The sequence below is a fragment of the Paraburkholderia sp. SECH2 genome, assembly GCF_030464795.1.
Lineage (GTDB): Bacteria > Pseudomonadota > Gammaproteobacteria > Burkholderiales > Burkholderiaceae > Paraburkholderia > Paraburkholderia aspalathi.
Genome location: NZ_JALPRH010000002.1, coordinates 360052 through 386381 on the forward strand (window position 1 = coordinate 360052; position 26330 = coordinate 386381).

Annotated in this window: 21 protein-coding genes and 1 other RNA gene; 11 read left to right on the top strand and 11 right to left on the bottom strand. The window is 62.2% G+C overall.

Annotated features, from left to right (window positions below; genetic code table 11):
• Positions 1-38: 38 nt before the first annotated feature.
• Both M0D66_RS06035 and M0D66_RS06040 read left to right on the top strand, forming a co-directional pair.
• Positions 39-1550 carry a gamma-glutamyl-gamma-aminobutyrate hydrolase family protein gene (locus tag M0D66_RS06035; protein WP_093639168.1) on the top strand — a complete coding sequence of 504 codons (1512 nt, stop codon included), beginning with the start codon at positions 39-41 and terminating at the stop codon, positions 1548-1550.
• 377 nt (positions 1551-1927) lie between these two features.
• A complete protein-coding gene (locus M0D66_RS06040; protein ID WP_211702158.1) occupies positions 1928-2644 on the top strand; it encodes a DUF2968 domain-containing protein in 717 nt (238 codons plus the stop codon).
• 133 nt (positions 2645-2777) lie between these two features.
• Here the strand turns inward: M0D66_RS06040 and M0D66_RS06045 are convergent, their stop codons facing one another.
• Positions 2778-3302, bottom strand: a complete 525-nt coding sequence (locus tag M0D66_RS06045; protein ID WP_093639174.1) for a GNAT family N-acetyltransferase — start codon at positions 3300-3302, stop codon at positions 2778-2780.
• A gap of 310 nt (positions 3303-3612) precedes the next feature.
• Between M0D66_RS06045 and M0D66_RS06050 the strand changes: the two genes are divergently transcribed.
• The gene (locus M0D66_RS06050; protein WP_093639177.1) at positions 3613-4914 is read left to right on the top strand and encodes an MFS transporter; all 1302 of its coding nucleotides are present in this window, start codon (positions 3613-3615) and stop codon (positions 4912-4914) included.
• Between the two features lie 102 nt (positions 4915-5016).
• On the opposite strand, the gene M0D66_RS06055 is transcribed toward M0D66_RS06050, so the two are convergent.
• Positions 5017-6864, bottom strand: a complete 1848-nt coding sequence (locus tag M0D66_RS06055; RefSeq protein ID WP_266209450.1) for a tetratricopeptide repeat protein — start codon at positions 6862-6864, stop codon at positions 5017-5019.
• Positions 6865-7002: 138 nt separating this feature from the next.
• Between M0D66_RS06055 and M0D66_RS06060 the strand changes: the two genes are divergently transcribed.
• The 3 genes from M0D66_RS06060 to M0D66_RS06070 all read left to right on the top strand — a co-directional run bounded on the left by M0D66_RS06060 (position 7003) and on the right by M0D66_RS06070 (position 10453).
• A complete protein-coding gene (locus M0D66_RS06060; protein WP_093639183.1) occupies positions 7003-7350 on the top strand; it encodes a helix-turn-helix transcriptional regulator in 348 nt (115 codons plus the stop codon).
• Positions 7347-8660 carry a cation diffusion facilitator family transporter gene (locus M0D66_RS06065; RefSeq protein ID WP_266209451.1) on the top strand — a complete coding sequence of 438 codons (1314 nt, stop codon included), beginning with the start codon at positions 7347-7349 and terminating at the stop codon, positions 8658-8660. Before M0D66_RS06060 ends, M0D66_RS06065 begins: the two co-directional genes overlap by 4 nt.
• Positions 8661-8728: 68 nt before the next feature.
• The gene (locus tag M0D66_RS06070; protein ID WP_093639186.1) at positions 8729-10453 is read left to right on the top strand and encodes an FAD-dependent monooxygenase; all 1725 of its coding nucleotides are present in this window, start codon (positions 8729-8731) and stop codon (positions 10451-10453) included.
• Positions 10454-10513: 60 nt separating this feature from the next.
• Here M0D66_RS06070 and M0D66_RS06075 read toward each other — a convergent pair whose 3' ends face one another.
• Genes M0D66_RS06075 through M0D66_RS06090 form a run of 4 tightly spaced genes read right to left on the bottom strand, consistent with a single transcriptional unit; the run spans position 10514 to position 15808 of the window.
• Complete coding sequence (locus M0D66_RS06075) at positions 10514-10756, bottom strand: formate dehydrogenase subunit delta (protein WP_266209452.1); 243 nt, start codon at positions 10754-10756, stop codon at positions 10514-10516.
• Between the two features lie 8 nt (positions 10757-10764).
• Positions 10765-13740, bottom strand: coding sequence for a formate dehydrogenase subunit alpha (gene fdhF / locus M0D66_RS06080; RefSeq protein WP_200618154.1), 2976 nt, complete (start codon positions 13738-13740; stop codon positions 10765-10767).
• Positions 13741-13754: 14 nt separating this feature from the next.
• A complete protein-coding gene (locus tag M0D66_RS06085; protein WP_266209454.1) occupies positions 13755-15326 on the bottom strand; it encodes an NADH-quinone oxidoreductase subunit NuoF in 1572 nt (523 codons plus the stop codon).
• Complete coding sequence (locus M0D66_RS06090; RefSeq protein WP_093639199.1) at positions 15323-15808, bottom strand: NAD(P)H-dependent oxidoreductase subunit E; 486 nt, start codon at positions 15806-15808, stop codon at positions 15323-15325. The genes M0D66_RS06085 and M0D66_RS06090 overlap by 4 nt, the downstream gene beginning before the upstream one ends.
• Positions 15809-15942: 134 nt before the next feature.
• On the opposite strand from M0D66_RS06090, the gene M0D66_RS06095 reads away from it, so the two are divergent.
• Positions 15943-17022, top strand: coding sequence for a substrate-binding domain-containing protein (locus M0D66_RS06095; RefSeq protein WP_093639202.1), 1080 nt, complete (start codon positions 15943-15945; stop codon positions 17020-17022).
• Between the two features lie 109 nt (positions 17023-17131).
• Positions 17132-17398: a hypothetical protein gene (locus M0D66_RS06100; RefSeq protein ID WP_200618156.1), complete on the top strand. Its 267-nt coding sequence runs from the start codon at positions 17132-17134 to the stop codon at positions 17396-17398.
• Positions 17399-17521: 123 nt separating this feature from the next.
• On the opposite strand, the gene M0D66_RS06105 is transcribed toward M0D66_RS06100, so the two are convergent.
• From M0D66_RS06105 to ompA, 5 genes are all read right to left on the bottom strand, one after another.
• Positions 17522-17890, bottom strand: a complete 369-nt coding sequence (locus M0D66_RS06105) for a hypothetical protein (RefSeq protein ID WP_093639206.1) — start codon at positions 17888-17890, stop codon at positions 17522-17524.
• Positions 17891-18144: 254 nt separating this feature from the next.
• Positions 18145-18514, bottom strand: a transfer-messenger RNA (tmRNA) gene (gene ssrA, locus M0D66_RS06110).
• A gap of 189 nt (positions 18515-18703) precedes the next feature.
• Positions 18704-19417, bottom strand: a complete 714-nt coding sequence (locus M0D66_RS06115) for an HAD family hydrolase (protein ID WP_093639209.1) — start codon at positions 19415-19417, stop codon at positions 18704-18706.
• A 33-nt stretch (positions 19418-19450) separates the two neighbouring features.
• On the bottom strand, positions 19451-20149 hold the full coding sequence (gene ubiG, locus M0D66_RS06120; RefSeq protein WP_093639212.1) for a bifunctional 2-polyprenyl-6-hydroxyphenol methylase/3-demethylubiquinol 3-O-methyltransferase UbiG: 699 nt from the start codon (positions 20147-20149) through the stop codon (positions 19451-19453).
• A gap of 219 nt (positions 20150-20368) precedes the next feature.
• Complete coding sequence (gene ompA, locus M0D66_RS06125; RefSeq protein WP_054037229.1) at positions 20369-21016, bottom strand: outer membrane protein OmpA; 648 nt, start codon at positions 21014-21016, stop codon at positions 20369-20371.
• A gap of 540 nt (positions 21017-21556) precedes the next feature.
• Between ompA and gyrA the strand changes: the two genes are divergently transcribed.
• From gyrA to serC, 3 genes are all read left to right on the top strand, one after another.
• Complete coding sequence (gyrA, locus tag M0D66_RS06130; RefSeq protein WP_234486501.1) at positions 21557-24145, top strand: DNA gyrase subunit A; 2589 nt, start codon at positions 21557-21559, stop codon at positions 24143-24145.
• A gap of 123 nt (positions 24146-24268) precedes the next feature.
• The gene (locus M0D66_RS06135) at positions 24269-24871 is read left to right on the top strand and encodes a DUF2059 domain-containing protein (protein WP_054037403.1); all 603 of its coding nucleotides are present in this window, start codon (positions 24269-24271) and stop codon (positions 24869-24871) included.
• 327 nt (positions 24872-25198) lie between these two features.
• Positions 25199-26281, top strand: coding sequence for a 3-phosphoserine/phosphohydroxythreonine transaminase (gene serC / locus M0D66_RS06140; RefSeq protein ID WP_093639299.1), 1083 nt, complete (start codon positions 25199-25201; stop codon positions 26279-26281).
• Positions 26282-26330: the final 49 nt, after the last annotated feature.

Sequence of the window (26330 nt, forward strand, 5' to 3'; positions counted from 1 at the left end):
ATTCATTCGTTCGCGTGGAAGGCGCCTGTCTGACTGTCATGAGCGAAAACAAACCTGAAAACGCCGGTAAGCCCGGCAGCCCATCGTCGCCTTCGGCGACGCCAACGCCCTCGACGTCGTCAACACCGTCCGGCGCAACTCCCGGCGCGTCGAAGTCCGACGTCTTGCCGCCTGAGCCGGCGGTCACGTTACCGCTTTCCCACGAAGATTCCATCCAGTCGCCGATCAAGGACGTAGTCACGCCGTCGGCTGCATCGCCTGCTGCCGAGGAGGCCGCGGCGAGATCGTCGACCGACGACCCTGACAGCGCATCCACCGTCACCCCCACCGATGCGCAAACGGCGCGGCAACGCGACGCGGCTGAAGCACGCAGTTCAGCGGCTGCATCGACTGCTCAGCAGGAGGCCGAGGTTCACGAGCGCGCGGCACGCAAGGCGGGACAGGTCTACAAGAGTCCCGTTACACGCCCCAGCACGCTCGGGAGCAGCGAACCGCTCGCCGGTGAATTGAGCGCTCCGGCCGACGAAGCTGCCCTCACCGCAAACGAGGAGAAAGCGGAAGAAGCGGCCGCTGGCGCCCGTCGAGCCGGCTCGCCGCCGCCGGGTTTCGGCGCCGCGCCTGACTTCACCGCAACGAACCCGCCGCCGCCGAATGCGTTGCCGCCTTCGCCGCCGCGCTATCTGAAGCAAAGCGATTCGGCGTGGACCGTGTTCGGCCGCATCATCGCGGCGCGCGCGCGTCAGCTGTTCGATCGCGCGGGTCAACGGATCACGCAGCGCACGCTGCGCATCGGCGTGTCGGCGCGTATCTTTCACCCGGAACCGGGCGCGAAGGGACTTCGAGGCAAGACGCTGCAATACCTCGAGGAATCGATTGCGCACTGGGTGATGTCGCGCGATGTACTGGTGTTCATGATTCCGACGGTCGGCCATCAGGGCATGCTGCACCCGAGCAATATCCGCTTGCGCGACTACGCGAAGCATCTCGACGGTCTGCTGCTGCAAGGCGGCGCGGACGTCTCGCCGCAATCGTACGCGGAACAGGCAACGAGTCCTGAGTGGCCGGGCGACCGCGTGCGTGACATGTACGAACTTGAGCTGCTGCATGAGTTCATCGAGTCGGGCAAGCCGGTGCTCGGCGTGTGCCGTGGTTGCCAGTTGATCAATGTGGCGTTCGGCGGCACCTTGTACCAGGACATCGCCACTGATGTGCCGACTGCCGGCGCGCACGTCAACGAGAACTACGATCAGCATCGGCACAGCATTCATTTCCCGGATGGCTCGACGCTGGCCAATATGTTCCCGGGCCGGCGCGAGGCGATCGTCAACTCGATTCACCATCAGGCGGTCAAGACCATTGGCCGCGATCTGAATATCGAGGCGGTGTCGGCGTCGGACGGCATCATCGAGGCTGTGCGCTATCGACGTGCGCCGTTTGTGATGGGCGTGCAGTGGCACCCGGAGTTTCATCGCGCGGGTGGTCCGGAGCTGCTCGATTGCACGCCGTTGCTCGATACCTTCCTGCGGGTGGCGCGCGAAACGCGGTTTTAAGGGCTCGCCTTTAAGCTGCGCTTTCGAGTTTCGCGTCCGGTCTTTCAAGCACGATAGTCACGAGCCGCTGCCATGTTCGGCGGCGGCTCGTTGTCGCGCTACCTATCTCCATATTTCTGCTCTTCTTGATGTTGGATTCGCGCGAACGCCATGCAGATTGGGAAACGTCTGCACGACGTCATGCGCGAGTCAAATCGTTGCGTTTTTGTCTTATCTGAAATCTTTTATTTCGCGACGGATACGTCCATCCGGCCAAATCATTCGTTATCGATTTATCTCGATTTAAAGTCCGTCAGCGAGACACTTGAATGCTTCGCTTGACGGCTAATCCGCGCGATAATCCAAGGCTGTTTTGGATTTGCATGGAGCATGCACGTATGAAGTACCCCTTAATTGTACGGCGCGCCATGTTGCTCGCGGCCTCGTGTGCGCTGTTGCAGCATGGTGGTTTCGTACTGGCAGCGCAAAGCGACGAAACCGCGCCTCTCGTCGGCACGCGGCCGGCCATCAACACGCTCACGCCGCAACCGGTCGCTGCTGCGCTGCGTAGCGCAGCATCCGCCACACCGGCTAACGTCAGCGATGCGCAAGGCAACGTCGCCGAACTGATGCAGATGATTCACGAAGCGAAGCTGAGCGAATTGCGCACCACATATAACGGCAGCTACGGCGCGAGTCTGTTTTTCTATCCGCAGGAAATGACGTACTACGTCGCGCTTTTTCAGGACAAACATTTCTGGCGCGTAATCAAGTCGGAAGACGTAGGCCGTGCCGAAGCGGTCTATGCAGGTTTCGTCCAGCAGACGGCGCAACTCGCGGACGTCGAGATTCGCCGTACGCAGTTGCGGGCGCAGAAGGCGTATATCGAAGACATCATCGCGTTATCGGAAGAACGCGCGAAGCGCTTGCAGGCCGATCTCGATGTCGCGCGCACGCAGCAGGCCAAGGTCAACGACTACCAGCGGCAGGCGCAAGGCGAGGCGGCGGCGCTGCGCGCGGAAAAGGAAAAGGCACAGGCGCAGTTGCGTCAGGTACAGGGCGAAGTGATGCAGTTGCAGCGGCAAACCGAGTTCGGATTGCCGACACAGAAGTAGGCGTAAGAGCGTAAAAAAGCCCGGCCATGAAGGGCCGGGCTCAGACCGCTGATCAACCCCACGTTTTTCGGAGCGTGGGGTTTTGTTTTTTTGCGCCCCGCGTTGGATGACGATCAAACCAGGCGCACGTACCTCATCGATCCAGCCGGTACACATAGCGCAACGCAGTAATATCCACGCCGCCCATATGATCCGGTTCGGCGCCGACGAACTGCCAGCCTTGCCGTTCATAAAAGCCGATCGCCGGTGTGTTGCCTTCGAGCACGTAGAGATACAACTGCGTTTCGCCTTGCGCGCGCGCCCAGTCTTCGGCAGCACGCATCAACAGCTTGCCAGCGCCGATGCCCTGGTGCCCAGGCAGCGCATGCAGGTTGTCGAGCAGGACACCCCACGCGGACTCCGGCTGTCGTTCGACGCAGACAAAACCGATCGGCTCGTCCGCGAGCTCGGCGATCAGCACGATGCGGCGTTCGCCGCCCGGTGCGCGCAGGCGCGCTTCCCAATAGGCGGCGCGCTCCCGCGTCACCTCGCCGTCGAGGAACGCGTCCGGCAGCAGGCCGCGATAGGTCGCCTGCCAGCTGGCGCTATGAATCGAGGCGATCAGCGCCGCATCCGCGAGGGTCGCAGGGCGCAGTGAAAGTGCGTGGGAGGTTTGCATCGGGATGGTGGTCAACGGGAATGGCCTGTCTGCGAAAAGTCTACCGCAAGGGTGAGCAGATGTTGACTGTAATGAAAATGTATGGAATACGCGACAGCGCCAGGAACGGTAACATTACGTGTTGCGGGTTCCCGGTATTTCACAACGTTTACCCTGATACCATGCAAATGTGTTCAGCATGAAAATGCAGCGCCCCCGGCGCGTTCTAATAATTGAGTTGCCCGCGGCATCCGCTTGCCGAACGCAGTGGATCGTTTCAACTGCCTGAGCGCCGCCCGTCTGCGTGGCGACAGGCTTATCAGAGAATGTCATGTCTACTGCGTCACACGCCACTTCCTCATCCGAAGAATCCAAGTTCAAGACAGTTTTCCGCGTGGTCAGCGGCAACTTTCTTGAGATGTACGACTTCATGGTCTACGGCTATTACGCGTCCGCGATTGCCAAGACCTATTTCCCGAGCGGTAACGAATTTGCCTCGCTGATGCTGTCGCTGTCGGTATTCGGCGCGGGCTTCCTGATGCGGCCGCTTGGCGCAATCGTGCTGGGTGCTTACATCGACCATCACGGCCGGCGCAAAGGCCTGATCCTCACTCTCGGCCTGATGGCGCTCGGTACCCTCACGGTCGCGTCGATACCAGGCTACGCGACCATCGGCGTGCTAGCGCCCGTGTTAGTGCTGGGCGGCCGGCTGCTGCAAGGCTTCTCCGCCGGGGTCGAACTGGGCGGCGTGTCGGTCTATCTGTCGGAGATCGCCACTAAGGGCAACAAGGGCTTCTATTGCGCATGGCAGTCGGGCAGCCAGCAGGTTGCCGTGGTGTTCGCCGCGTTGATCGGCGTGGTGCTCAACAAGGTGCTGCCGGCTGACCAGATGACCGCCTGGGGCTGGCGCGTGCCGTTCCTGATCGGCTGCCTGATCGTGCCGTTCCTGTTCCTGATCCGTCGTTCGTTGCAGGAAACCGAGGAGTTCAAGGCGCGCAAGCATCGTCCGAGCATGGGCGAGATCATGAAGACGATGGCCGCGAACTGGGGCATCGTGCTGGGCGGTATGGGCATGGTCATCATGACCACCGTGTCGTTCTACATGATCACGGCCTACACGCCGACCTTCGGCAAGGAAGTGCTGAAGCTGTCGTCGATCGATACGCTCGTCGTCACCGTCTGTATCGGTTTGTCAAACCTGATCTGGCTGCCGCTCGCGGGCGCGTTGTCGGATCGCGTCGGCCGCCGTCCGGTGCTGATCGCCTTCACGATCCTGACGATCATCACCGCATACCCGGCGCTGCAATGGCTGGTCGCCGACCCGTCGTTTGCTCGCCTTCTGGCAGTCGAGCTGTGGTTGTCGTTCCTGTACGGCAGCTACAACGGAGCGATGGTGGTGGCGCTGACCGAAGTGATGCCGGTCGAAGTGCGGACCGCCGGCTTCTCGCTGGCCTACAGCCTGGCTACGACGATCGGCGGCTTCACGCCGGCCATCTCCACCTTGCTGATTCACACCACCGGCAACAAGGCCGCGCCTGGCCTGTTCCTGGGCGTGGCGGCGATTTGCGGACTGATCGCGACGCTGGTGCTGTATCGCACGCCGGAGTCGCGCAATCAGTATCGCGCGGCTTAAGCGTCACCGTTCACCCGGACAAACAAAAACCCCGCGCTCGTGAGAGCGCGGGGTTTTTTCTTGAGCGTTGCGTCGGCACCGAATTCGCTGAATCCGGCCCAGTTAGCCGCGGCGCAATTCGTTAGCCACTGCCTCCACCACGTCGCCCCATTCGCCGGGTTGCGGCTGGCGCAACAGCGTTGCGCCCGGATACCACGGACTGCGCGACTCGCCGACGAACCAGCGCCAATCCGCAGCGAACGGCAGCATCAGCCATAGCGGTTTTTTCAGGGCGCCGGCCAGGTGAGCGATCGACGTATCGATCGACACGACCGCGTCGAGCCGCTCGATGATCGCCGCGGTATCCGCAAAATCGCCGATCCGCTTATCGAAGCGATGAATCGACGCCGCATGCGGATGCGCGTCGAGCGCCGCGTGTTCCTCGGCGCTCAGTTCAGGTTGCAGCACGATCCAGTCGATCCCTTCGAGCGCGAAAAGCGGAGCGAGCGCGGCGAGCGGCATCGAACGGGTTTCGTTCTGCTGGATGCGTCCTGACCACGCGATGCCGATCTTGCGCTTTGCGTGACCGCCGAGCGAGCCGCGCCATTTGCGGCCGTAAGCCGGCGGTGCGCTGAGGTAGGGCGTGCGGTCGGGAATCGTGTCGTAGGTTGTGCCGAGCGCGAGCGGCAAGCTCAGCAGCGGGCATTGCAGATCCGCCGCTGGACGCGGTGTGCCCTGGGCGATCAGCGTCACGCGCCACGCTTGCGCGGCCGGTGCAAGCAGCGGCAGCAGTTGCGGCTGCACTTCGAGTACAACGCGCGCGGCGCGCTGCGCGACCAGCGGCACGAAGCGGACGAATTGCAGTGTATCGCCGAAACCCTGTTCGGCATGAACGAGGAGCGTGCGTTGTTCAATCGGCTCGCCGTGCCAGCGCGGCAACGTCTGAATGACCGGATGCGCGGTGGTTTGCAGCCGCCATTCGTATTCCGGCAGCCCACGCGCGAAATCGCGCAACGCGAGCCAGGCAAGCGCGCGGTTCATGTGCGCGGAGGCGAGATCGGGGCGCAAGCGCAGCGCCTGATCGAAGGCCCGCACTGCAGCGGCATGCGCGCCCAGTGCCTGGTGTGCGGTGCCGAGACTCAGCCATGCAAGCGCGAACTGCGGATCGAGACCCACCGCGCGTTCGAGATACGGCAGCGCTTGCGCATGGTGTCCCAGCGCCGCGAGCGCGTTGCCGAGCCCGAAGATGGTGGGCGGCAGGTTCGGCTGCAGGGCGAGCGCTGTCTGGAAAGAGGCAACCGCTTCCGCGTGGCGGCCGGTGGCGTCGAGCGTATTGGCGAGATTGAAGTGCGCGGCGACGAAGCGCGGTTCGGCTGCCAGTGCGGCCCGAAATCGCGGGATCGCCTCGTCCGCACGGTCGAGCGCGTTCAGCGACATGCCCATGTTGTTGAGCGCACCCGCATGCCCAGGGCGCAGTTCGAGCGCGCGCTGGAACGACGCGATCGCCTCCGTATGCCGGCCGAGCGCGTGCAATGCATTGCCGAGATTGTTATGCGAAGACGGGTCGTTCGGTTGCAGGCGCAGCGACTTCTCGAAGGCGTCGGCGGCGTCTTCGTGGCGGCCCACCGACGCGTACGCATTGCCCAGGTTGTAATGCGCCATCGGGAAAGACGGCGCAAGCGTCAGCGCATTGCGGAACTGTTCGATGGCGTCGTCGATCTGGCCGAGCGCCTTCAGCGCATTGCCGAGGTTCAGCTGCAGCGCGGCGTCTTCCGGGCGCAGGTTCACCGCGCGCCGCACGAGCTCGGCGGCTTCGGCGTGCTGACCCTGCTGGTGGCGCAGGACGCCCAGCAGGTGCAACGCATCGACGTGCACGGGGTTGCCGTCGAGCGTCGCGCGGTAGCCGCGTTCGGCGTCGTCGAGGCGGCCGTCACGATGCGCCGCGAAGGCGCGGTCAAATACTTGTTGCATGACGGAGGGGTGGCATTCGGGTGAGGCAGAGGCCGCATTTTCCCACACTCGCCGGGCCGCTCTCCAAATTGACCTGTTGTCCCGATATCTGTAACATATGAATACCTGTTCATATGTATGTCAATGATGCCGCTTGCCATGGCTTCCGCTATCTCACCCGTCAGCGTCGAAGACCGCCCGGTGGAGACGATCGTGCCGCTGGCCGACCTGTTTCGCCTGCTTGGCGATCCGACGCGTTTGCGCATCGTGCTCGCGTGCGTCGACGAGCGGCGCGCGGTCGGCGCGATTGCGGAGGGGCTGGGGCTGTCGCCGTCGCTGGTGAGCCACCATTTGCGGCTGCTGCGCGCGGCGCGGATCGTGCGCGCAGAGCGGCAGGGCAAGCAGGTGTTCTATCTTGCCGCCGATCGCCACATCAGCGCGATGCTGGCCGGCATGCTCGAGCATGTCGCTGAGCCGGCCGGCGAATTTTCTTTGGACCCGTCATGAAGAAAGTTACCACATCGAACCGGGCCGCCGAAGAGCGCGAGGACGATCACGCGCCGGTGTGGCTCGAGGGGGAATTCGATGGCATCGATGGGGAAGATGCGCAAGGCGAGGGGAAGGGCGGCGATGCTCGCGATCAGGGCGAGCTTCGGCACGGCGCAGGGCGCCCGGATGCTGACGATGCACGTGCGAGCGGCTTGCAGGGGCACGGCACGCAGGGACACGAAGCGCATGAGCGCGAGGCAAGCACGCACGGTATTCGTGAGCAGGGCGCGCATGATCACGGCGCGGACCACAGCCACAGCGTCGACGGTCATAGCAGCCACGCCGGGCACAATCACGGCAGTCATGCCGACCATAGTCACAGCGACCACGCCCACGGCAGCCACGCCGGCCACAGCCACAACCACAGCGGCCACAGCCACGCCCACGCACCCGCCCCAGGCCACGGCCGCGCGTTCGCACTCGCCGTCGGGCTGAACGTAGCAATCGTGGTGGTTCAAGCCGTCTACGGCGTGATCGCGCATTCCACCGCGCTGCTCGCCGACGCCGGCCACAATCTCTCCGACGTGCTCGGCCTGCTGCTCGCCTGGGGCGCAACCTGGCTGGTCGCGCGTCGTCCGTCAGCACGCTATACCTTCGGCTATGGCAGTTCGTCGATCCTGGCGTCACTCGCCAACGCGGGGCTGCTGTTGTTCGCGTGCGGCGTGATCGTCGCCGAGGCAATCGGACGCCTGATGAATCCGGCACCCGTCGCGGGACTGGTGGTGTTCGTCGTCGCGACGGTCGGCGTGGTCGTGAACGGCTTCTCGGCGTGGCTCTTCATGCGCGGCCAGAAGGAAGATCTGAACATTCGCGGCGCGTTCCTGCATATGGCCGCGGACGCTGCTATCTCGGCCGCGGTCGCGATCAGCGGCCTCGTGATTCTCTACACCAACTGGACGTGGCTCGACCCGGTGATGAGCCTCTTCGTGGTCGCGGTGGTGGTGGTTGGCACGTGGGGGCTGCTGCGCGATTCGGTGCGCATGGCGCTCGACGCCGTGCCGCCCGGCGTCAGCCTGCAGGACATCCGCGACTATCTCGCCGGACAGCCCGGCGTGACCGACGTGCACGACCTGCACGTCTGGGCCTTGTCGACTACCGGCAACGCGCTTAGCGCGCATCTGGTGATGCCGGCAGGTCACCCCGGCGACGAGTCGATCGACGCCATCGTCGTCACTCTGCGCGAACGTTTTTCGATGCAGCACGCTACGCTGCAAGTCGATCTCGGCACCACCGAGCACCGATGCGCGATGGATCATTCCCACGATTGATGCAGCGCACCGTTGAGCGGCTTATCGGCGGCGTACACTAGAACGGTCTGTTGTCTCCGGAGTCCCGTATGGACGCTGCCGCACACGATGCGTCGCCGGTGCTGATCGTTGGGGCGGGTCCGACCGGACTCGCCGCGGCAATGAGTCTGGCGCGTGCCCACATCCCCGTGCGTCTGATCGACAAAGCGCTGCAACCGAATCCGTATTCACGGGCCATCGGCATTCAGGCGCGCACGCTTGAACTGTTTGAACAGCACCGCCTGATCGAGCCGTTTCTCGACCTCGGTCATCGCGCACGCATCGCCAATCTTTTTTCCAATGGCATGCGTCTCGCGCGCCTCGATTTCGATCCGCTGCGCACGCGCTATCCCTATCTGCTGTTTCTCGATCAATCCGTAACCGAACGTTTGCTGACGGAGCATCTCGCGACGCTCGGCGTGACAGTCGAACGCGGCGTTGAGCTGATGATGTTCGTGCAGGGTTCCGCCAGCATTCAGGTGACGCTGCGCCGCGCGGACGGCCATACCGAGACTCTGCGCCCGTCGTACGTGATCGCGGCTGACGGCGCGCATAGCACGATCCGCCATCGGCTCGGTTTGAGCTTTGCGGGCAGCACCTTCGAGCAGACGTTCCTGCTGGCCGATGTGCATGCCGAAACCGATTGGCCCGAGGACGAATTCCATATCTTTGCGTCGGGCGAGGGTCTCGTCGCGCTGTTTCCGATGGGTCATGGCCGTCATCGTCTGATTGCGGACCATCCGGTCGAACCGACCCCTGTCCCGCCGCCGGCCACGCCCGCGGTACTCGGCGAGCCGCCGCTCAACCACGTCTCGCCGCCGTCGCTCGAAGAATGCAAGGCGCTGATCACCCGGCGCGTGCGGGAACGCGTCGACGTGTCGGACCTGGCATGGTCGTCGTATTTTCATTTGAACAGCAGAATGGTGGATCGGCTGCGTGTAGGCCGCATCTTCCTCGCCGGGGATGCGGCTCACGTACACAGCCCGGCCGGCGCGCAAGGAATGAACACGGGCATTCAGGAAGCGTTCAATCTCGGCTGGAAGATCGCGCGCGTTCTGAAAGGCGCGGCGCCTGACCGTCTGCTCGACACGTACCACAATGAACGGCATCCGATCGAACGCGACGTGCTGCGGCAAACGGGCTTCATCACGCATATGGCCGAGGCCGATCATGGACCGCTGAAGCTGCTGCGTGAGCGCGTGATGCCGGTGCTGGCCGCGCTCGGCCCGCTGCGCGATGCGGCGCGTATGACGATCAGCGAGTTGTCGGTGCAGTATCGGCGCAGTCCGCTAACGCTTGAACGTCTGCTCGACGGCGGCCCGCGTGCCGGCGAGCGCGCACCGGATGCGTTGGTGCACGTAGTGGATGGGCCGCTTGGCCGTGCGCCGGGCGTCGGTTGCATTTTCGATCTGCACGATCCGGCGTTCTTCTCGTTGTTCCTGCTGGTCCCGCCGCTCGCAGTGGACGACACACCGCTTGATCCGGCCGCGAAGCACGCACCGCCGCCGGACCCGGAACTGGAGCGGCTGGCTGTGGAAGTCGAGCGATTGTTGCCGGGCGCGGTGCGCATCTGGCGCGTGACCGATACGAGCGGCGAGGGCGGTCCGGCGCTGTCCGAATCGTATGGACGCACACGGCCGTCGTTCTATCTGGTGCGGCCGGACGGCTACATCAGCGCGCGCGGCCGCACGGGGTCCGACCTGCACGGCTTGCTGCGCCACTGCGAAGCGTGGTTCGCAGTGGGTGGCGTGATACCGGAGCAGGCGGCGCTGTGAGGTGGTGCTGACACGAACACGCCTCGCGCGCGTCGTATCCGCCGGCCGACCGGCCTTCGCTTAAACCGCAGCCGGCGTCAAGCTGTCACGATGCTTGACGAGCGCTTCCCTGACGATGCCCGACATCTCGACGCCACTCGCATCCGGCTCATCGAGTTCCGCCAGCAAAGCGCGCCGCATGCGCGGCTCCCAGAAGCGGCGGATATGATCGGCGATGCCGGCGAGCGCTTCCTCACGATCCGGCATCGAATCGAAAAAATCGCCGATCCGGTTCGCCATGTCGATCAGATTCTGACTGTCCATGGCTTGCCTCACTTACCCGACGTTGCGTTGGCCAACTCACGCTGCTTCAGCAGATCGAGCTGCTCCGTGTTGAAGCGCGAATAGTCCTGCTGCCATTGCGACGGCTGTTCGACCGGCATCACCTGCACCGCCGTCACCTTGTACTCGGGACAGTTGGTGGCCCAGTCCGAGCTATCGGTGGTGATCACGTTCGCGCCCGATTCGGGGAAGTGGAACGTCGTGTAGACGACACCCGGCTGCATCCGCTCGGTCACCTTCGCGCGCAACACGGTTTGTCCCGCGCGCGATTCGATGCCGACCCAATCGTCATTCCTGATACCGCGTTCTTCCGCATCGTGCGGGTGGATCTCGAGACGGTCTTCGTCGTGCCAGCGCGAATTCTCGGTGCGGCGCGTCTGTGCGCCGACGTTGTACTGCGACAGGATGCGGCCCGTGGTGAGCAGCAGCGGGAACTTGCGCGTGACCTTTTCCGGCGTGGCGATGAACTTCGTGATCACGAACTTGCCCTTGCCGCGCACGAAGGTGTCGATGTGCATGGTCGGCGTACCGTCGGGCGCGTTCTCGTTGCATGGCCACTGGATGCTGCCGAGTTCGTCGAGCTTCTTGTACGACACACCATGGAAGGTCGGCGTGAGACGTGCGATCTCGTCCATGATCTGCGACGGATGCGCGTAGTCCATTTCATAACCGAGTGCGCGCGCGAGCATCACCGTGACTTCCCAGTCGGCGTAACCCGGCACCGGCGGCATCACCTTGCGCACGCGCGAAATGCGGCGTTCCGCGTTGGTGAAGGTACCGTCCTTTTCGAGGAACGACGAGCCCGGCAGCAGCACGTGCGCGTACTTCGCGGTCTCGTTGAGGAAAATGTCCTGCACGACGATGCATTCCATCGAAGACAGCGCGGCCGACACGTGATGCGTGTTCGGATCGGATTGCACGATGTCTTCGCCCTGGCAGTACAGGCCCTTAAAGGTGCCGTGCACGGCGGCGTCGAACATATTCGGAATGCGCAGGCCCGGTTCGGGCTGCAGTGTGACGTTCCATGCTTCCTCGAACAAGGCGCGCGTGATCGAATCGCTGATGTGGCGATAGCCCGGCAGTTCGTGCGGGAACGAGCCCATGTCGCACGAACCCTGCACGTTGTTCTGACCGCGCAAGGGGTTCACGCCGACACCTTCGCGGCCGATGTTGCCGGTCGCCATCGCCAGATTCGCGATGCCCATCACCATCGTCGAGCCTTGCGCGTGTTCGGTGACGCCGAGGCCGTAGTAGATTGCGGCGTTGCCGCCGGTGGCATAGATGCGCGCGGCTTCGCGGATGGACGCGGCGGGCACGCCAGTGAGTTCCTCCGTCGCTTCCGGCGCGTTCTCGGGCAGGGCGACGAACGCACGCCATTGCTCGAACGCGCGCGTTTCGCAGCGCTCGGCGATGAACGCTTCGTTCAGCAAGCCTTCGGTCACGATCACATGCGCAAGCGCATTGACCACTGCCACGTTGGTGCCAGGACGCAATTGCAGATGATGCGAGGCCTTGACGTGCGGCGTATCGACGATATCGATGCGGCGCGGATCGACGACGATCAGCTTCGCGCCTTCACGGATACGGCGCTTCATACGTGAGCCGAACACCGGGTGGCCGTCGGTCGGATTCGCGCCGATCACCATGATGACGTCCGCCTTGTCGACCGAGGCGAAGGTTTGCGTACCGGCCGATTCGCCGAGTGTGGTCTTCAGACCGTAGCCGGTCGGCGAATGGCACACACGTGCGCAGGTGTCGACGTTGTTGTTGCCGAACGCGGCGCGCACGAGCTTCTGCACGAGATACGTTTCTTCATTTGTGCAGCGCGACGACGTGATGCCGCCGATCGAATCGCGGCCGTGCTTCGCCTGAATGCGGCGGAATTCCGACGCCGCGTACGTGAGCGCTTCTTCCCAGCTGACTTCACGCCACGGATCCGTGATCTTCGCGCGGATCATCGGCTTGGTGATGCGGTCCTTGTGCGTCGCGTAGCCCCAGGCGAAGCGGCCCTTCACGCACGCGTGGCCTTCGTTGGCCTGGCCGTTCTTGTGTGGCACCATCCGCACGACCTGGTTGCCCTTCATCTCGGCCTTGAACGAGCAGCCCACGCCGCAATAGGCGCACGTGGTGACCACCGAATGTTCGGACTGGCCAAGCATGATGACGGTCTTTTCCTGCAAGGTCGCGGTCGGGCACGCGGCGACGCACGCGCCGCACGATACGCACTCCGATTCCATGAACGGCTTGTTTTCGCTCGCGGCGACGCGTGATTCGAAACCGCGCCCGGCGATGGTCAGCGCGAACGTGCCTTGCGTTTCTTCACACGCGCGCACGCAGCGATTGCAGACGATGCACTTCGATGGATCGTACGTGAAGTACGGATTCGATTCGTCCTTCTTGTCCTTCAGATGGTTCGCGCCGTCAAAGCCGTAGCGTACTTCGCGCAAGCCGGTGACACCCGCCATGTCCTGCAATTCGCAGTCGCCGTTGGCGGGACAGGTCAGGCAGTCGAGCGGGTGATCGGAGATGTACAACTCCATCACGTTACGGCGGAGCGATTGCAGACGATCGGTTTGCGTGCGGACCTTCATGCCGGCTTCGACAGGCGTCGTGCACGAAGCGGGGTAGCCGCGCTTGCCTTCGATCTCGACGAGGCACAAACGGCACGAGCCGAACGGTTCGAGCGAATCGGTTGCGCAGAGCTTGGGCACGTTGACACCGGCTTCGACGGCGGCGCGCATCACGGAAGTGCCGGCCGGAACCGTCACTGCCTGGCCGTCGATTTCCAGCGTGACGTCGACGTCGGCATGACGCGCGGGAGTGCCGTAGTCGGTGTCGTCAAAGAACGAACGGGGCGCACGTTGCGCTTGTGCTTGCGATTTGCACGCGCAATTACCGGAGCCGCAGCCGCCACTCAAAGGGACTTCCTTCGGGGCACCGGCAGGGGAGTTGAGCACATCGGACATGTGAGGCTCCTGGGTCAGGCCGCAGCCGCTTTGGGCGCGTGGTCGTGTACGTTATCGAGACCGAAGTCTTCGGGAAAATGGTCGAGCGCGGACAACACCGGGAACGGCGTCATGCCGCCCATCGCGCAGAGCGAACCGGATACCATCGTGTCGCACAGATCGCGCAGCAACTGCACTTGCCGCGTGGACGTATCGCCGTTGCGGATCCGTCCGATCACTTCGACACCACGCGTCGAGCCGATCCGGCACGGTGTACATTTGCCGCACGATTCCAGCGCGCAGAAGTGCATCGCGTATTGCGCGAGTTCGGCGAGATTCGACGTGTCGTCATGCACGACGATGCCGCCGTGGCCGACCACCGCGCCGACGGCCGCGTACGCTTCGTAGTCCATGGGGATGTCCCACTGGCTTTCCGGCAAATACGTACCCAGCGGGCCGCCGACTTGCACGGCGCGCGCCGGGCGTCCGCTTGCCGTGCCACTGCCATAGTCATAGAGCAATTCGCGCAGCGTGACGCCGAACGCCAACTCGACCAGACCGCCTTGCTTCACATTGCCGGCGAGCTGGAACGGCAGCGTGCCACGCGAACGGCCCATGCCGAAATCTTTATAGAAAGCAGCGCCACGCGCGAAGATGATCGGCACCGTCGCGAGTGTGATGACGTTGTTGATCACGGTCGGCTGGCCGTAGAGGCCGACTAGCGCCGGCACCGGCGGCTTCGCGCGCACAATGCCGCGTTTGCCTTCGAGCGATTCGAGCAGCGCGGTTTCCTCGCCGCAGACATAGGCGCCTGCGCCCTTCGCGACGAACAGTTCGAAGCGATGCGCTGCCGAGCCGAGCACGCTATCGCCGAGCCAGCCAGCGGCGCGCGCCTTGGCGATCGCGGCTTCGAGCGTCGCGATCGAGTGCGGATATTCACTGCGCACGTAGATGTAGCCGACTGTCGCGCCGGTCACGACGCCCGCGATGATCATCCCTTCGATCAGCACGTACGGATCGCTTTCCATCACGAGGCGGTCGGAGAAGGTGCCGGAGTCGCCTTCGTCCGCATTGCAGACGATGTATTTCTGCGCCGCTTTGGCGCCGCGCACCGTGCGCCATTTGATGCCGGCAGGGAAGGCTGCACCGCCGCGGCCGCGCAGGCCGGATTCGATCAGCGCTTCGCAGGCGGCGTCGCCGTCGGTTTGCAGGGCTTGCTTGAGACCGTCGAGGCCGCCGTGAGCGACGTAATCGTCGACGGACAGCGGATCCGTGATGCCGATCCGCGCGAAGGTCAGACGCTGCTGCTTCTTCAGATACGGGATGTCATCGACTACACCGACACGGCGGGCGTGCTCGCCACCTTCGATAAAGCCGGCGTCGAACAGCGCGGCAACGTCGCTCTCTTCGACGTTCGCATAGCCGACGCGGCCTTCAGCCGTCGCAACTTCGACGAGCGGTTCAAGCCACAGCAACCCGCGCGAACCGTTGCGAACCAGTTCGATTGCAATGCCGCGGCGTGCGGCTTCGGATTCGATCGCTTGAGCCAGTGCATCGGCGCCGAGCGCAAGCGCCGACGAATCGCAGGGTACGTATATGCGCGTCATGCCGTTACCTCCACGCATTTGCTGGCGGCGGCGAAGAGCGCGTCGAATTTCTGCGGCGTCACTTTCGCATGGAGCGTGCCGTTGACCATCATCGCCGGCGATAGTGCGCATTGGCCGAGGCAGTAGACCGATTCCAGTTCGACCGTCTCACCATGCCGATGCTCCGCGTCAAAACGGCAGCCGGTGTGCGCCTCGATATGCTGCGCGAGCGCCTCGGTGCCCATGCTGCGGCATGCTTCGGCGCGGCACAGTTGCACCGTGACGGGCGCCGCGGGCTGCGTGCGGAAGTGGTGGTAGTAGGTGATGACGCCATGCACTTCCGCGCGCGACAGGTTCATGGCACGCGCGAGAGGCGCAACCGTGTCGGGCGGCACGTAGCCGAGTTCGTCCTGAATGGCGTGCAGTACCGCTAGCAGCGACCTGCCCGGTTGCGCGTGACGCTGCACCAACTGCTCCGGCGCGACGGCGATGGAATCGTCCAAGTGGGGGCTCCTCCAAAGTCATATATGCACTTGTTATTCATAATGCGTGCACTTATGCTTCGTATATTCGATATGGGATAGCCGAACAATAGGCGGGTGATTCGCCTCATGCAATAGGAAAGAGTTGAACATATATGATCAGGATCGAGTGCCAGGCGCAGCTGGTTGTGAAGGGCCCGGATGGCCGTGAGGCAAGCCTGTCGGACGTCGTGCCGTTGCTCGCGCTGGTGGACGAGTCTGGCAGCATCGCGCAGGCGGCGACGCTTAAGGGTTTGTCCTACCGTCACGCGTGGGGTTTGTTGCGCAGCATCGAGGAGCGTTTGGGTGGTCCGCTGATCGCGAAGGAGCGTGGACGCGGCTCGGTGCTGTCCGAGCTCGGGCAGGCCGTGTTGCGCGCGCAGCGTCTGTGCGGCGAGCGGCTCGACGGCAACATGCAGGCGCTCGCGAGCGAAGTCGCCAGCGAATTGAACCGCTGGCTCGCGCCGGCGGCCGACGACGTCCGCATCTACGCGTCGCACGGTTACGCCGTGGCGGCGCTGGTGACGGCATTGGTCGCGAACGACTTGCCGGTCGATATCAAATACCGCGACAGCGCGGACGCGGTGAGCGCGCTCGCCCGGGGCGAATGTGATCTGGCCGGTTTTCACTTGCCGCTAGGCGAGTTTCGCGCGGCCTGCGCGGATACCTATCGACGTTGGCTCGATCCGCAGCGCCACGTGCTTGTGCATCTGACGAAGCGCAAGCAGGGCCTCTTTCTCGGCAAGGGAAATCCAAAGGGCATCGGCGGCCTGAGCGATCTCGCGCGCGACGACATTCGCTTCGTCAATCGTCAGCCTGGTTCCGGCACGCGCATGCTGCTCGATCTCGCGCTACGAAAAGTCGGAGTCGATCCGGATCGGGTCAACGGCTATGCATCGGCGGAACTCACGCACTCGGCGATCGCGGCGTTCGTGGCAAGCGGCATGGCGGATGTGGGTTTCGGCGTCGAGCCGGCAGCGCATCACTTCGGGCTCGACTTCATTCCGATCGTCGACGAAGACTATTACTTCGCCTGCGACCGCGCCCGGCTGGAGCGCGCGCCGCTCGCAACGGTGATCAACTTGCTGCGCGGCGCGGCATTTCGGCATAGCGTTGAACAGCTCGAAGGTTACGATCCACGCGACTGCGGCAAGCTGCTCGATCTTGATGCGGGGCTAGGCCCTGGTGCGGCGTAAGCGACTGTAAACAAATTGGTGCCGTCGCCGCTGCGAGGGGCGTTTGTTTGGGATAATCTCTATCCTTCCGCTTACGCCTTAACCGCGCGCTACGCCGCGCTGAACCGATATGAAAGTTCTTCTTCACGCATGTGCTGCGGCAGCGACGGCCGGGGTGCTTCTCGCCACCGCTTCGGTTGCTTTCGCACAGAATTCGCCAGGTGTGCCGGGCGGTATCCTGCAAGATCAGTTCCGTCTTGCCGAGCATCCGCAGATGCCGTTTGCGGCGTCCACGCCCTCGGACAAATACCAGTCCAACAAAAAATCAGCCATGCGCAAGCGCGGCGACAATGGCGATCCGAACGGGTGTAATTTGCAGTGTCCTAAAGACGAATAAGCGAATCAGCGCTTTCATGTTCCGTTTTGTATTCGTTCGAGACGCCGGCTTGCAGCCGGCGTTTTTCGTTTAAGTTTTTTTATAAGGTCTCTCGGTTCTGGCCCATCGTTCAGCGGCTGTCGGTTATGGCTTCGCCGTGTGCCACATGTCCTTGAAGCCGTCTCCCTTCATGTCGCCCGCTTGCTTGTCGGCCGCGTAGCGATACAGCGGATGGCCTTTATAAGCCCATTGCTGTTTGCCGTCGGCCGAAGGAATCACGGTCCAGTCGCCTGAGGGCTTGTCCGACGTGCTCGCCATGGCCGCCGGCCAGTTAGTCATGCAGCCGCCGGTGCAGGCGCTCATGCCGGGCTTGGTGTCTTTGTCGAAGGTATAGAGCGTCATGCCGTCCGCGGTGACGAAGCGGCCGTCGACGATCTTCGGGGCCTCGGCAAAAGCGGTCTGTTGCAGTGCGAGGAGAGTCAGCGTGGTGAGGCATAAGAGAGTCTTGCGCATGATGTCGGCTCCTGGTTTTGATGTTGGTCTCGCGCGGAACGCAGTGTGCGGTCGTGCGTGCGGAATAAACGATTGGACGGATGCGTTTATTCCCTTGGCCTCACGCGGCTTTTTTCGACACCCGCCATACGCGCCAGCAAAAAGGCCCGCTCGATGAGCGGGCCTTCTGTTTTATGCGCAGGCAACAAAAAACCCGCAAGCAGCAGGCCGCTTACGGGTTTTGAGTCTTGATGATGCAGCTTGAAACGATGTTCTGGTGGAGGCGGCGGGAATCGAACCCGCGTCCAGAAGCACTCTACGACTAGTTCTACATACTTAGTTCTGTCATTTGATTTAACCACCACGACGCGGACGAACACGCTGCGTGACGGCGATTCACTAGATTTTCGACCTTGGCGTCGTGACGCCACCAAGACTTAACTGACGTATATGACCTCTGTCGGTATTGCTACCGGTCTTGCGACTCTAGCCCGTCAGTGAACTAGGCAGAGGACGGCGGCCCTTAGGCTGCCAGTGCGAACGTTTCGTCGTTTGCAGTTACGTTTTTCCCATTGATTAACGAGGTGACGGGTCCTCGGTATGCCCTAGCCGCTTCGCAACCCCTGTCGAAACCAGGTCGCCCCCGCGGTTCGTTGCCCAAAATATCTGGGCCAGACGGAGATTTTACAATAGTTTGACGGCCACGTCCTGGGTGATTGGCTTGATGGCTGGCCGTGTGCTGGTGCGCTGTCAATGCGAAGCCGCAAGCCGCCGCCATGCGTTGCGTGTGGCCTGTCTGCGGTGTTCGCTATTTGCGTTCAGCTGTTCAACCCCTCAGCCGATGTCGCGCAGCAGCTTCTGCAATTCCGCTGGCGAGTGCACGACATGCTGCGCGTGCCATTGAGTCGGCGGAATGTCGTTGCCGCAGTAACCATAGGCGGCCGCGATGGTCTTCATGCCGGCCGCGAAACCCGCCTGCACGTCGCGCAGGTCGTCGCCGACGTAGACGATGCGCTCGGGCACGACATCCAGCTCACGCGCGGCGTGCAACAGCGGCGCGGGGTGCGGCTTCGAATGCGGGGTCGTGTCGCCGCTCACCACGCAGCCGGCGCGCTCTTCGAGGCCGAGTTGCGCGATCAGCGGCTCAGTGAGCCTTGCCACCTTGTTCGTCACGATGCCCCAGCGCACGCCCCGCGCATCGAGATCGTCGAGCAATTCGGGAATGCCGGGAAACAGCGTGGTCTCGATGCATAAGTCCGCTTCATAGTTGGCGAGAAACTCCTCACGCATCGACGCGAACTCGTGATCGTCAGGGCCGATGCCGAACGCCCCCCCGATCAGACCGCGCGCGCCCGCCGACGCGAGCGGCCGCAGGTCTTCGAGCGGCACCATCTCGAGGCTGCGATCGTGGCGCATCTTGTTGACTGCGGCCGCGAGATCGGGCGCGGTGTCGGCCAGCGTGCCGTCGAGGTCGAACAGGACAGCCTGGCAAAGACCGAGCGCGTCGTCGTTGTCTTCGCGTTGGGGCAGGGGCGTGGGATCGCTCATTGATTGGATTGAGTCCGGGCAGGTCGAGGCGGATCAGACGTCGCGGCGGCAGGCGAGCATGTAGTTCACGCTCGTGTCGGCGGACAGCGTGAAGTGCTTGCTGAGCGGGTTATAAACGATACCTTTGATGTCGACTGTACGCAGGTCGGCAGCGCGCACAAAGCCGGCCAATTCCGACGGGCGGATGAACCGCGCGTAGTCGTGCGTACCCTTGGGCAGCATCCGCGCGATATATTCGGCGCCGATCACCGCAAACAGATACGACTTCACATTGCGGTTCAGCGTGGAGAAAAACACCCAGCCGCCGGGTTTCACGAGCGTTTTGCATGCTTCGACAATGGCGGCCGGTTGGGGCACGTGTTCGAGCATTTCCATGCAGGTGACGACGTCGTAAGTGCCCGGTTCGCGGGCGGCGAGTGCTTCGGCGGCGATTTCTTCGTAACTGACGGTTACACCACTTTCAAGGCTGTGAAGATCCGCCACGCCGAGCGCTTGGGTCGACAGATCGATTCCCTTCACATGCGCCCCCAATCCCGCCATCGACTCCGACAGAATGCCGCCGCCGCAGCCGATATCCAACACGGTTTTGCCGGCGAGATGTGCGTGCGCGTCGATCCAGCTTAGACGAATCGGGTTGAGTTCATGCAGCGGTTTGAATTCGGCATTCGGGTCCCACCAACGATGCGCGAGGTCGCTAAATTTCTGCAGTTCGTGGGGATCGGCGTTGGTCATAGCGGAAGCTGCCTCGATGAGAGCGTTGAGCGGGCGCTCGAGGATAAACCCTAAGTATATAGGCCGGGCGACGGGGCGGCAAAATGCCGCGCGGTGGCTGGCGCGTCCTGTTCCGGCAGATCGGGCGCGTACTCGGAGGAGAAGGCGAGTAGCGCCCGCAGCTGCGGCATAAAAAAAGCCCCGCCGAAGCGGGGCTTTGATACTGCGGTAATTTGTAGCTTACTGCTTCGAAGTACCGACAACTTCGACTTCCACGCGACGATCCGGTGCGAGGCAAGCGACGAGTTGCTTGTGGTTCTTCTGGTTGCAACCGGTCGTGACCGGGTTGCGCTTGCCCTTGCCTTCCGTATAGATACGGTTGGATTCGATGCCCTTGCTCACGAGGTACGACTTCACAGCTTGAGCACGGCGCAGCGACAGGCGGTCGTTGTACTTGTCCGAACCGATACGGTCCGTGTAACCCGTTGCAACGATGACTTCCAGGTTCAGCGAGCCGACCTTCGATGCCAGATCGTCCAGCTTTTCCTTGCCAGCCGGCTTCAGGATGGCCTTGTCGAAGTCGAACAGAGCGTCAGCTTGATACGTAATCTTTTGGCTCGTAATAGCCGGTGCAGGTGCGACCGGAGCCGGCGGGGTCGGAGCCTGGGCAACCAGGGCGCCATCGCACTTAGCGTTGGCCGTTGCCGGCGTCCAGAATGCATCGCGCCAGCAAAGCTCGTTCGTGCCGTTCATCCACACGTATTCGCCGGTACCATTCACCCAGTTGTCGTTCGTAGCTTGTCGCGACGCCGGCACCGATTGCGCCATGGCGGATGCAGCCATAACTGCGGTAGCTGCAATGAACGCGAGCTTTGAAAGTTTATTCATATTTCTCCTCTCGAAATTGAGATTACCGCAGGTTTACTGCGAGCCTGTTGACGAAGACAAGTCATACATTGCTCGAAGTATAACATCGGTGTAGAACAAAAAACGTGCTGTGTAGACTTCGAGCAGTGTCTAACTCTTTGTGCGTTGGCATTTTGCCATATCGTTCCCTTCCAACGATAAAAAAATCTGCCCCCGATCAAATCACCCTCCAATTGTGGTGCATGCGCAACAGAAGCAATCCGCTGTAGGCACCGCCAGTCATGGCTGAGCGGCGAATTGCCCCACGCACAAATCGAGCCTGCCCCGACTTCATCTTGGGGCGTTCAGGCGCCGTTCCCGCTCGTCTGCTAATAGGTATACGTACCCCAGCCGGGGGCGGATGCGCGGCATGTTAGAATCGCGTGATGCGTTGCGCCTGCAATGCTTACGCGAAGGCGCGGCGAGGTGAGGTCAGCTTCACGCCGTCGCCTTGGCACGTAAAAGATACGGATAATGGATCAATTCGCCAAAGAGACTCTGCCAATCTCCCTAGAGGAGGAAATGCGCCGTTCGTATCTCGATTACGCGATGAGCGTGATCGTGGGGCGTGCGCTTCCCGATGTTCGCGATGGCCTGAAGCCGGTGCACCGGCGCGTGCTGTACGCGATGCACGAACTGAACAACGACTGGAACCGGGCGTACAAGAAGTCGGCGCGTATCGTCGGCGACGTCATCGGTAAATATCACCCGCACGGCGACACGGCTGTTTACGACACCATCGTCCGGATGGCGCAGAACTTCTCGCTGCGCTACATGCTGGTGGACGGTCAGGGCAACTTCGGTTCGGTCGACGGCGACAACGCCGCGGCAATGCGGTACACCGAAATCCGCATGGCGAAGATCGGCCACGAGCTGCTGGCCGATATCGACAAGGAAACCGTCGATTTCACGCCGAACTACGACGGCAGCGAAAACGAACCGGCCATCCTGCCGGCGCGTATCCCCAATCTGCTGATCAATGGCTCGTCCGGTATTGCGGTCGGCATGGCGACCAACATCCCGCCGCACAACCTCAACGAGGTTGTCGACGCATGTCAGCATCTGCTGAAAAACCCGGAAGCCACGATCGACGAACTGATCGAGATCATTCCGGCGCCTGACTTCCCGACCGCCGGCATCATCTACGGCGTGGCTGGCGTGCGCGATGGTTACCGCACCGGCCGCGGCCGTGTGGTCATGCGCGCGCTCACTCACTTCGAGGAAATCGACCGCGGTCAACGCATGTCGATCATCGTCGACGAGTTGCCGTACCAGGTGAACAAGCGCTCACTTCTGGAGCGCATCGCCGAACTGGTCAACGAGAAGAAGCTCGAAGGCATCTCCGACATCCGCGACGAATCCGACAAGAGCGGCATGCGCGTCGTGATCGAACTGAAGCGCGGCGAAGTGCCGGAAGTGGTTCTCAACAATCTGTACAAGGCGACCCAGCTTCAGGACACCTTCGGCATGAACATGGTCGCGCTGGTCGACGGCCAGCCGAAGCTGCTGAACCTGAAGGAAATGCTGGCGTGCTTCCTGTCGCATCGCCGGGAAGTGCTGACGCGGCGCACTGTATACGAACTGCGCAAGGCCCGCGAACGCGGTCACGTGCTCGAAGGTCTGGCAGTCGCGCTCGCCAACATCGACGAATTCATCGCGATCATCAAGGCCGCGCCGACACCGCCGATCGCCAAGCAGGAATTGATGGCGCGTCCGTGGGATTCGTCGCTGGTGCGCGAAATGTTGTCGCGCGCCGAGACGGAAAACGCGTCGGCCGGTGGTCGCGAGGCTTATCGCCCTGACGGTTTGAATCCGTCGTTCGGTATGCAGTCCGACGGCCTCTACCGCTTGTCCGACACCCAGGCTCAGGAAATCTTGCAGATGCGTCTGCAACGCCTGACGGGTCTGGAGCAGGACAAGATCATCGGCGAGTACCGCGAAGTGATGGCGCAAATCGCCGACCTGCTGGACATTCTGGCTCGCCCGGAACGCATTACGGCAATCATCGTCGAGGAACTGACGTCGATCAAAGCCGAATTCGGCGACGCGCGCCGCTCGAAGATCGAGCTGAACGCAACCGAACTGAACACCGAAGACCTGATCACGCCGCAAGAGATGGTCGTGACCATGTCGCACGCGGGCTATGTGAAATCGCAGCCGCTGTCCGAATACAGTGCGCAGAAGCGGGGCGGCCGCGGCAAACAGGCCACGGCGATGAAGGAAGACGACTGGATCGACACGCTGTTCATCGCGAACACGCACGATCACATTCTGTGCTTCTCGAATCGTGGTCGCGTCTACAGTGTGAAGGTCTACGAAGTGCCGCAAGGTTCGCGGAACTCGCGCGGCCGTCCGATCGTCAATATCTTCCCGCTGCAGGACGGCGAGAAGATTACGGTTGTCTTGCCGGTCAAGGAATTTTCGGCTGACAAATTCGTCTTTATGGGCACCGCGTTAGGAACCGTAAAAAAGACGCCGCTAGAAGCCTTTGGCCGCGTGTTGCGCAAGGGTATTATTGCGGTCGGTCTGGATGACGGCGACTACCTGATCGGCGCCGCGATCACAGACGGTCAGCATGACGTGATGTTGTTCTCGGATTCCGGCAAGGCAGTTCGCTTCGACGAAAACGACGTGCGCCCGATGGGCCGCGAGGCGCGTGGCGTACGCGGCATGCAACTCGAAGACGGCCAGAGCGTGATTGCGTTGCTGGTGGCCGGCGACGAGCAGCAGTCGGTGTTGACCGCAACCGAAAACGGCTACGGCAAGCGCACGCCGATCATCGAGTACACGCGTCACGGGCGCGGCACGAAGGGAATGATCGCGATCCAGACGTCGGAGCGTAACGGCAAGGTCGTCGCCGCGACGCTGGTGGATCAGGAAGCGCAGATCATGCTGATCACCAATACGGGCGTGCTGATTCGTACGCGCGTATCGGAAATCCGCGAAATGGGGCGCGCAACCCAAGGTGTTACACTCATCAGCCTTGACGAAGGGACCAAGCTTTCAGGTCTGCAACAGGTTGCTGAGGCGGAAGCAGATATCGATGTGGAAGGCGACACCGAAGGTCCTGCCGAAGGCGACAACGGCGGTGAAGACGGTGGTGCGGCCTGATTCGCGTCGGTAGCTTTCAGTCTCAGTTATTGGTTGAAAGCTGCGCAGGGAACAATGGCGTGTCGGGCCGATACGCATCCCGCGCAGCTTGCAGTTCAAGTTAATTTCTCTTAGGGAGTAATGATGCAAAAACGATTCAAACAACTGATGTTGCTGGCTGCTCTCGTGCCGACCTTCGCTATGGCTCAAGCGCTTCAGAGCCCGGCCCCGGCGGCTCCGGCTGCTGCCGCTGCACCGGTTGATCCGGCCAAGCAGGCTGCAATCAAGGACTTGCTGGACGCAATCGACGCACAGAAGCTCGTCGGCGCGATCGGCAACAGCGCCCAGATGCAAGCCAAGCAGCTGGTTCCGGCTATCCTGTCGGACGCCCTGAGCGAAAACAAGACGATGACGGACAAGCAGAAGCAGGCTTCCGTCCCGACGCTGCAAAAGAACGCAGTGCCGAAGCTGGTTGACGGCGCAGGTCAAGTGTTCGCAACGGACAGCTTCCGCCAAGACGCCATGCAAGCTCAGTACGACGCTTACGCGAAGTACTACAGCACGTCGGAAATCAAGGATCTGACCGCGTTCTACAAGAGCCCGACTGGCCGCAAGTTCATCCAGGTGCAAGACCAGGTTGGCCGCGACGTCGTGAATGGCTTGATGCAAAAGTACATGCCGCAATCGATCAAGGCAACGCGCGACCAGGCTGACAAGGAAGTCGCTTCGGTCAAGCCGGCTAAGTAAGTTGGTTAAATGAGTTGGCTAAAAAAGCCGGCGAGTTGAACCAAAGGGTCGAAAGGCTGCGCTGACATCGCGCTAGCCGCCGCTCCGCAAGCCATATGGCGTGTCGGGTTTGGCGGGTTGGCGGTGACAATGCGATAATGGCCGTTTGCGCACACGCGCAGACGGCCATTTTCTTTTTGGGTGCGGAAATATTGCCAAACGCGCGTCGTCAAACTCGCGTTGTCGAGTTCGCGTCGCAAGCTTTGCAATGGCTGCCTTCGCGGCTGCCAACTTCGCCGATTTTTGCGCGATCTGTTCGTTTTTCGCGCCAGCTTCCAGGATCTCACGATGCGCGTCTTTAATTTCTCCGCCGGCCCCGCGGCCATGCCCGAAGAAGTGCTGCGTCAGGCAGCCGACGAGATGCTCGATTGGCACGGCAGTGGCATGAGCGTGATGGAAATGAGCCATCGCGGCAAAGAATTCATGTCGATCCACGAGGAGGCGCTCGTCGATCTGCGCGACTTGCTCGCGGTGCCAGCCAGCCACCGCATCCTGTTCCTGCAAGGCGGCGGTCTGGGCGAAAACGCAATCGTGCCGATGAATCTGATGGGCGCGAAACCGCGCGCGGATTTCGTCGTGACGGGTTCCTGGTCGCAAAAGTCGCTGAAAGAAGCACAAAAGTACGGCACCGTGCATCTGGCGGCGAGCGGTCAAACGGCCGAGGGCTTCACGCGCGCACCGGCGCGCTCGGAATGGCAGTTGTCGGACGATCCGGCATACGTACATCTGTGCACCAACGAAACGATTCACGGCGTCGAGACGTTCGAGATTCCCGACCTCGGCGATATTCCGCTGGTGGCGGACGCCTCGTCGCACATCCTGTCGCGCCCGATGGACATTGCCAAATACGGCGTGCTGTTTGGCGGTGCGCAGAAGAACATCGGCATGGCGGGTGTGACCGTCGTGATCGTCCGCGAAGATATGCTAGACCGCGCGCAGGCGATCTGCCCGTCGGCGTTCGAATGGAAAACCGTCGCCGAGAACAACTCGATGTACAACACGCCGCCCACGTATGCGATCTACATCGCGGGGCTGGTGTTCAAGTGGTTGAAGAAGCAGGGCGGCCTTACCGCGATGGAAGCGCGTAACCTCGAGAAATCGAAGCTGTTGTACGACACGATCGATTCGAGCAGCTTCTATCTGAACAAGGTCGAGCGTGGCTCGCGCTCGCGGATGAACGTACCGTTTTTCCTCGCCGACGAGTCGCGCAACGAAGATTTCCTGGCCGGCGCGAAAGCGCGGGGAATGGTGCAGCTAAAGGGCCACAAGTCCGTCGGCGGCATGCGGGCGTCGATTTATAACGCCGTCCCGCTCGAAGGCGTCAAAGCGCTTGTCGAATACATGAAGGAATTCGAACAGCGCAGCGCCTGATCGTCTTCGATATTCAGGCACGCGCATCCTTTCCAGCACGCATTTGTGC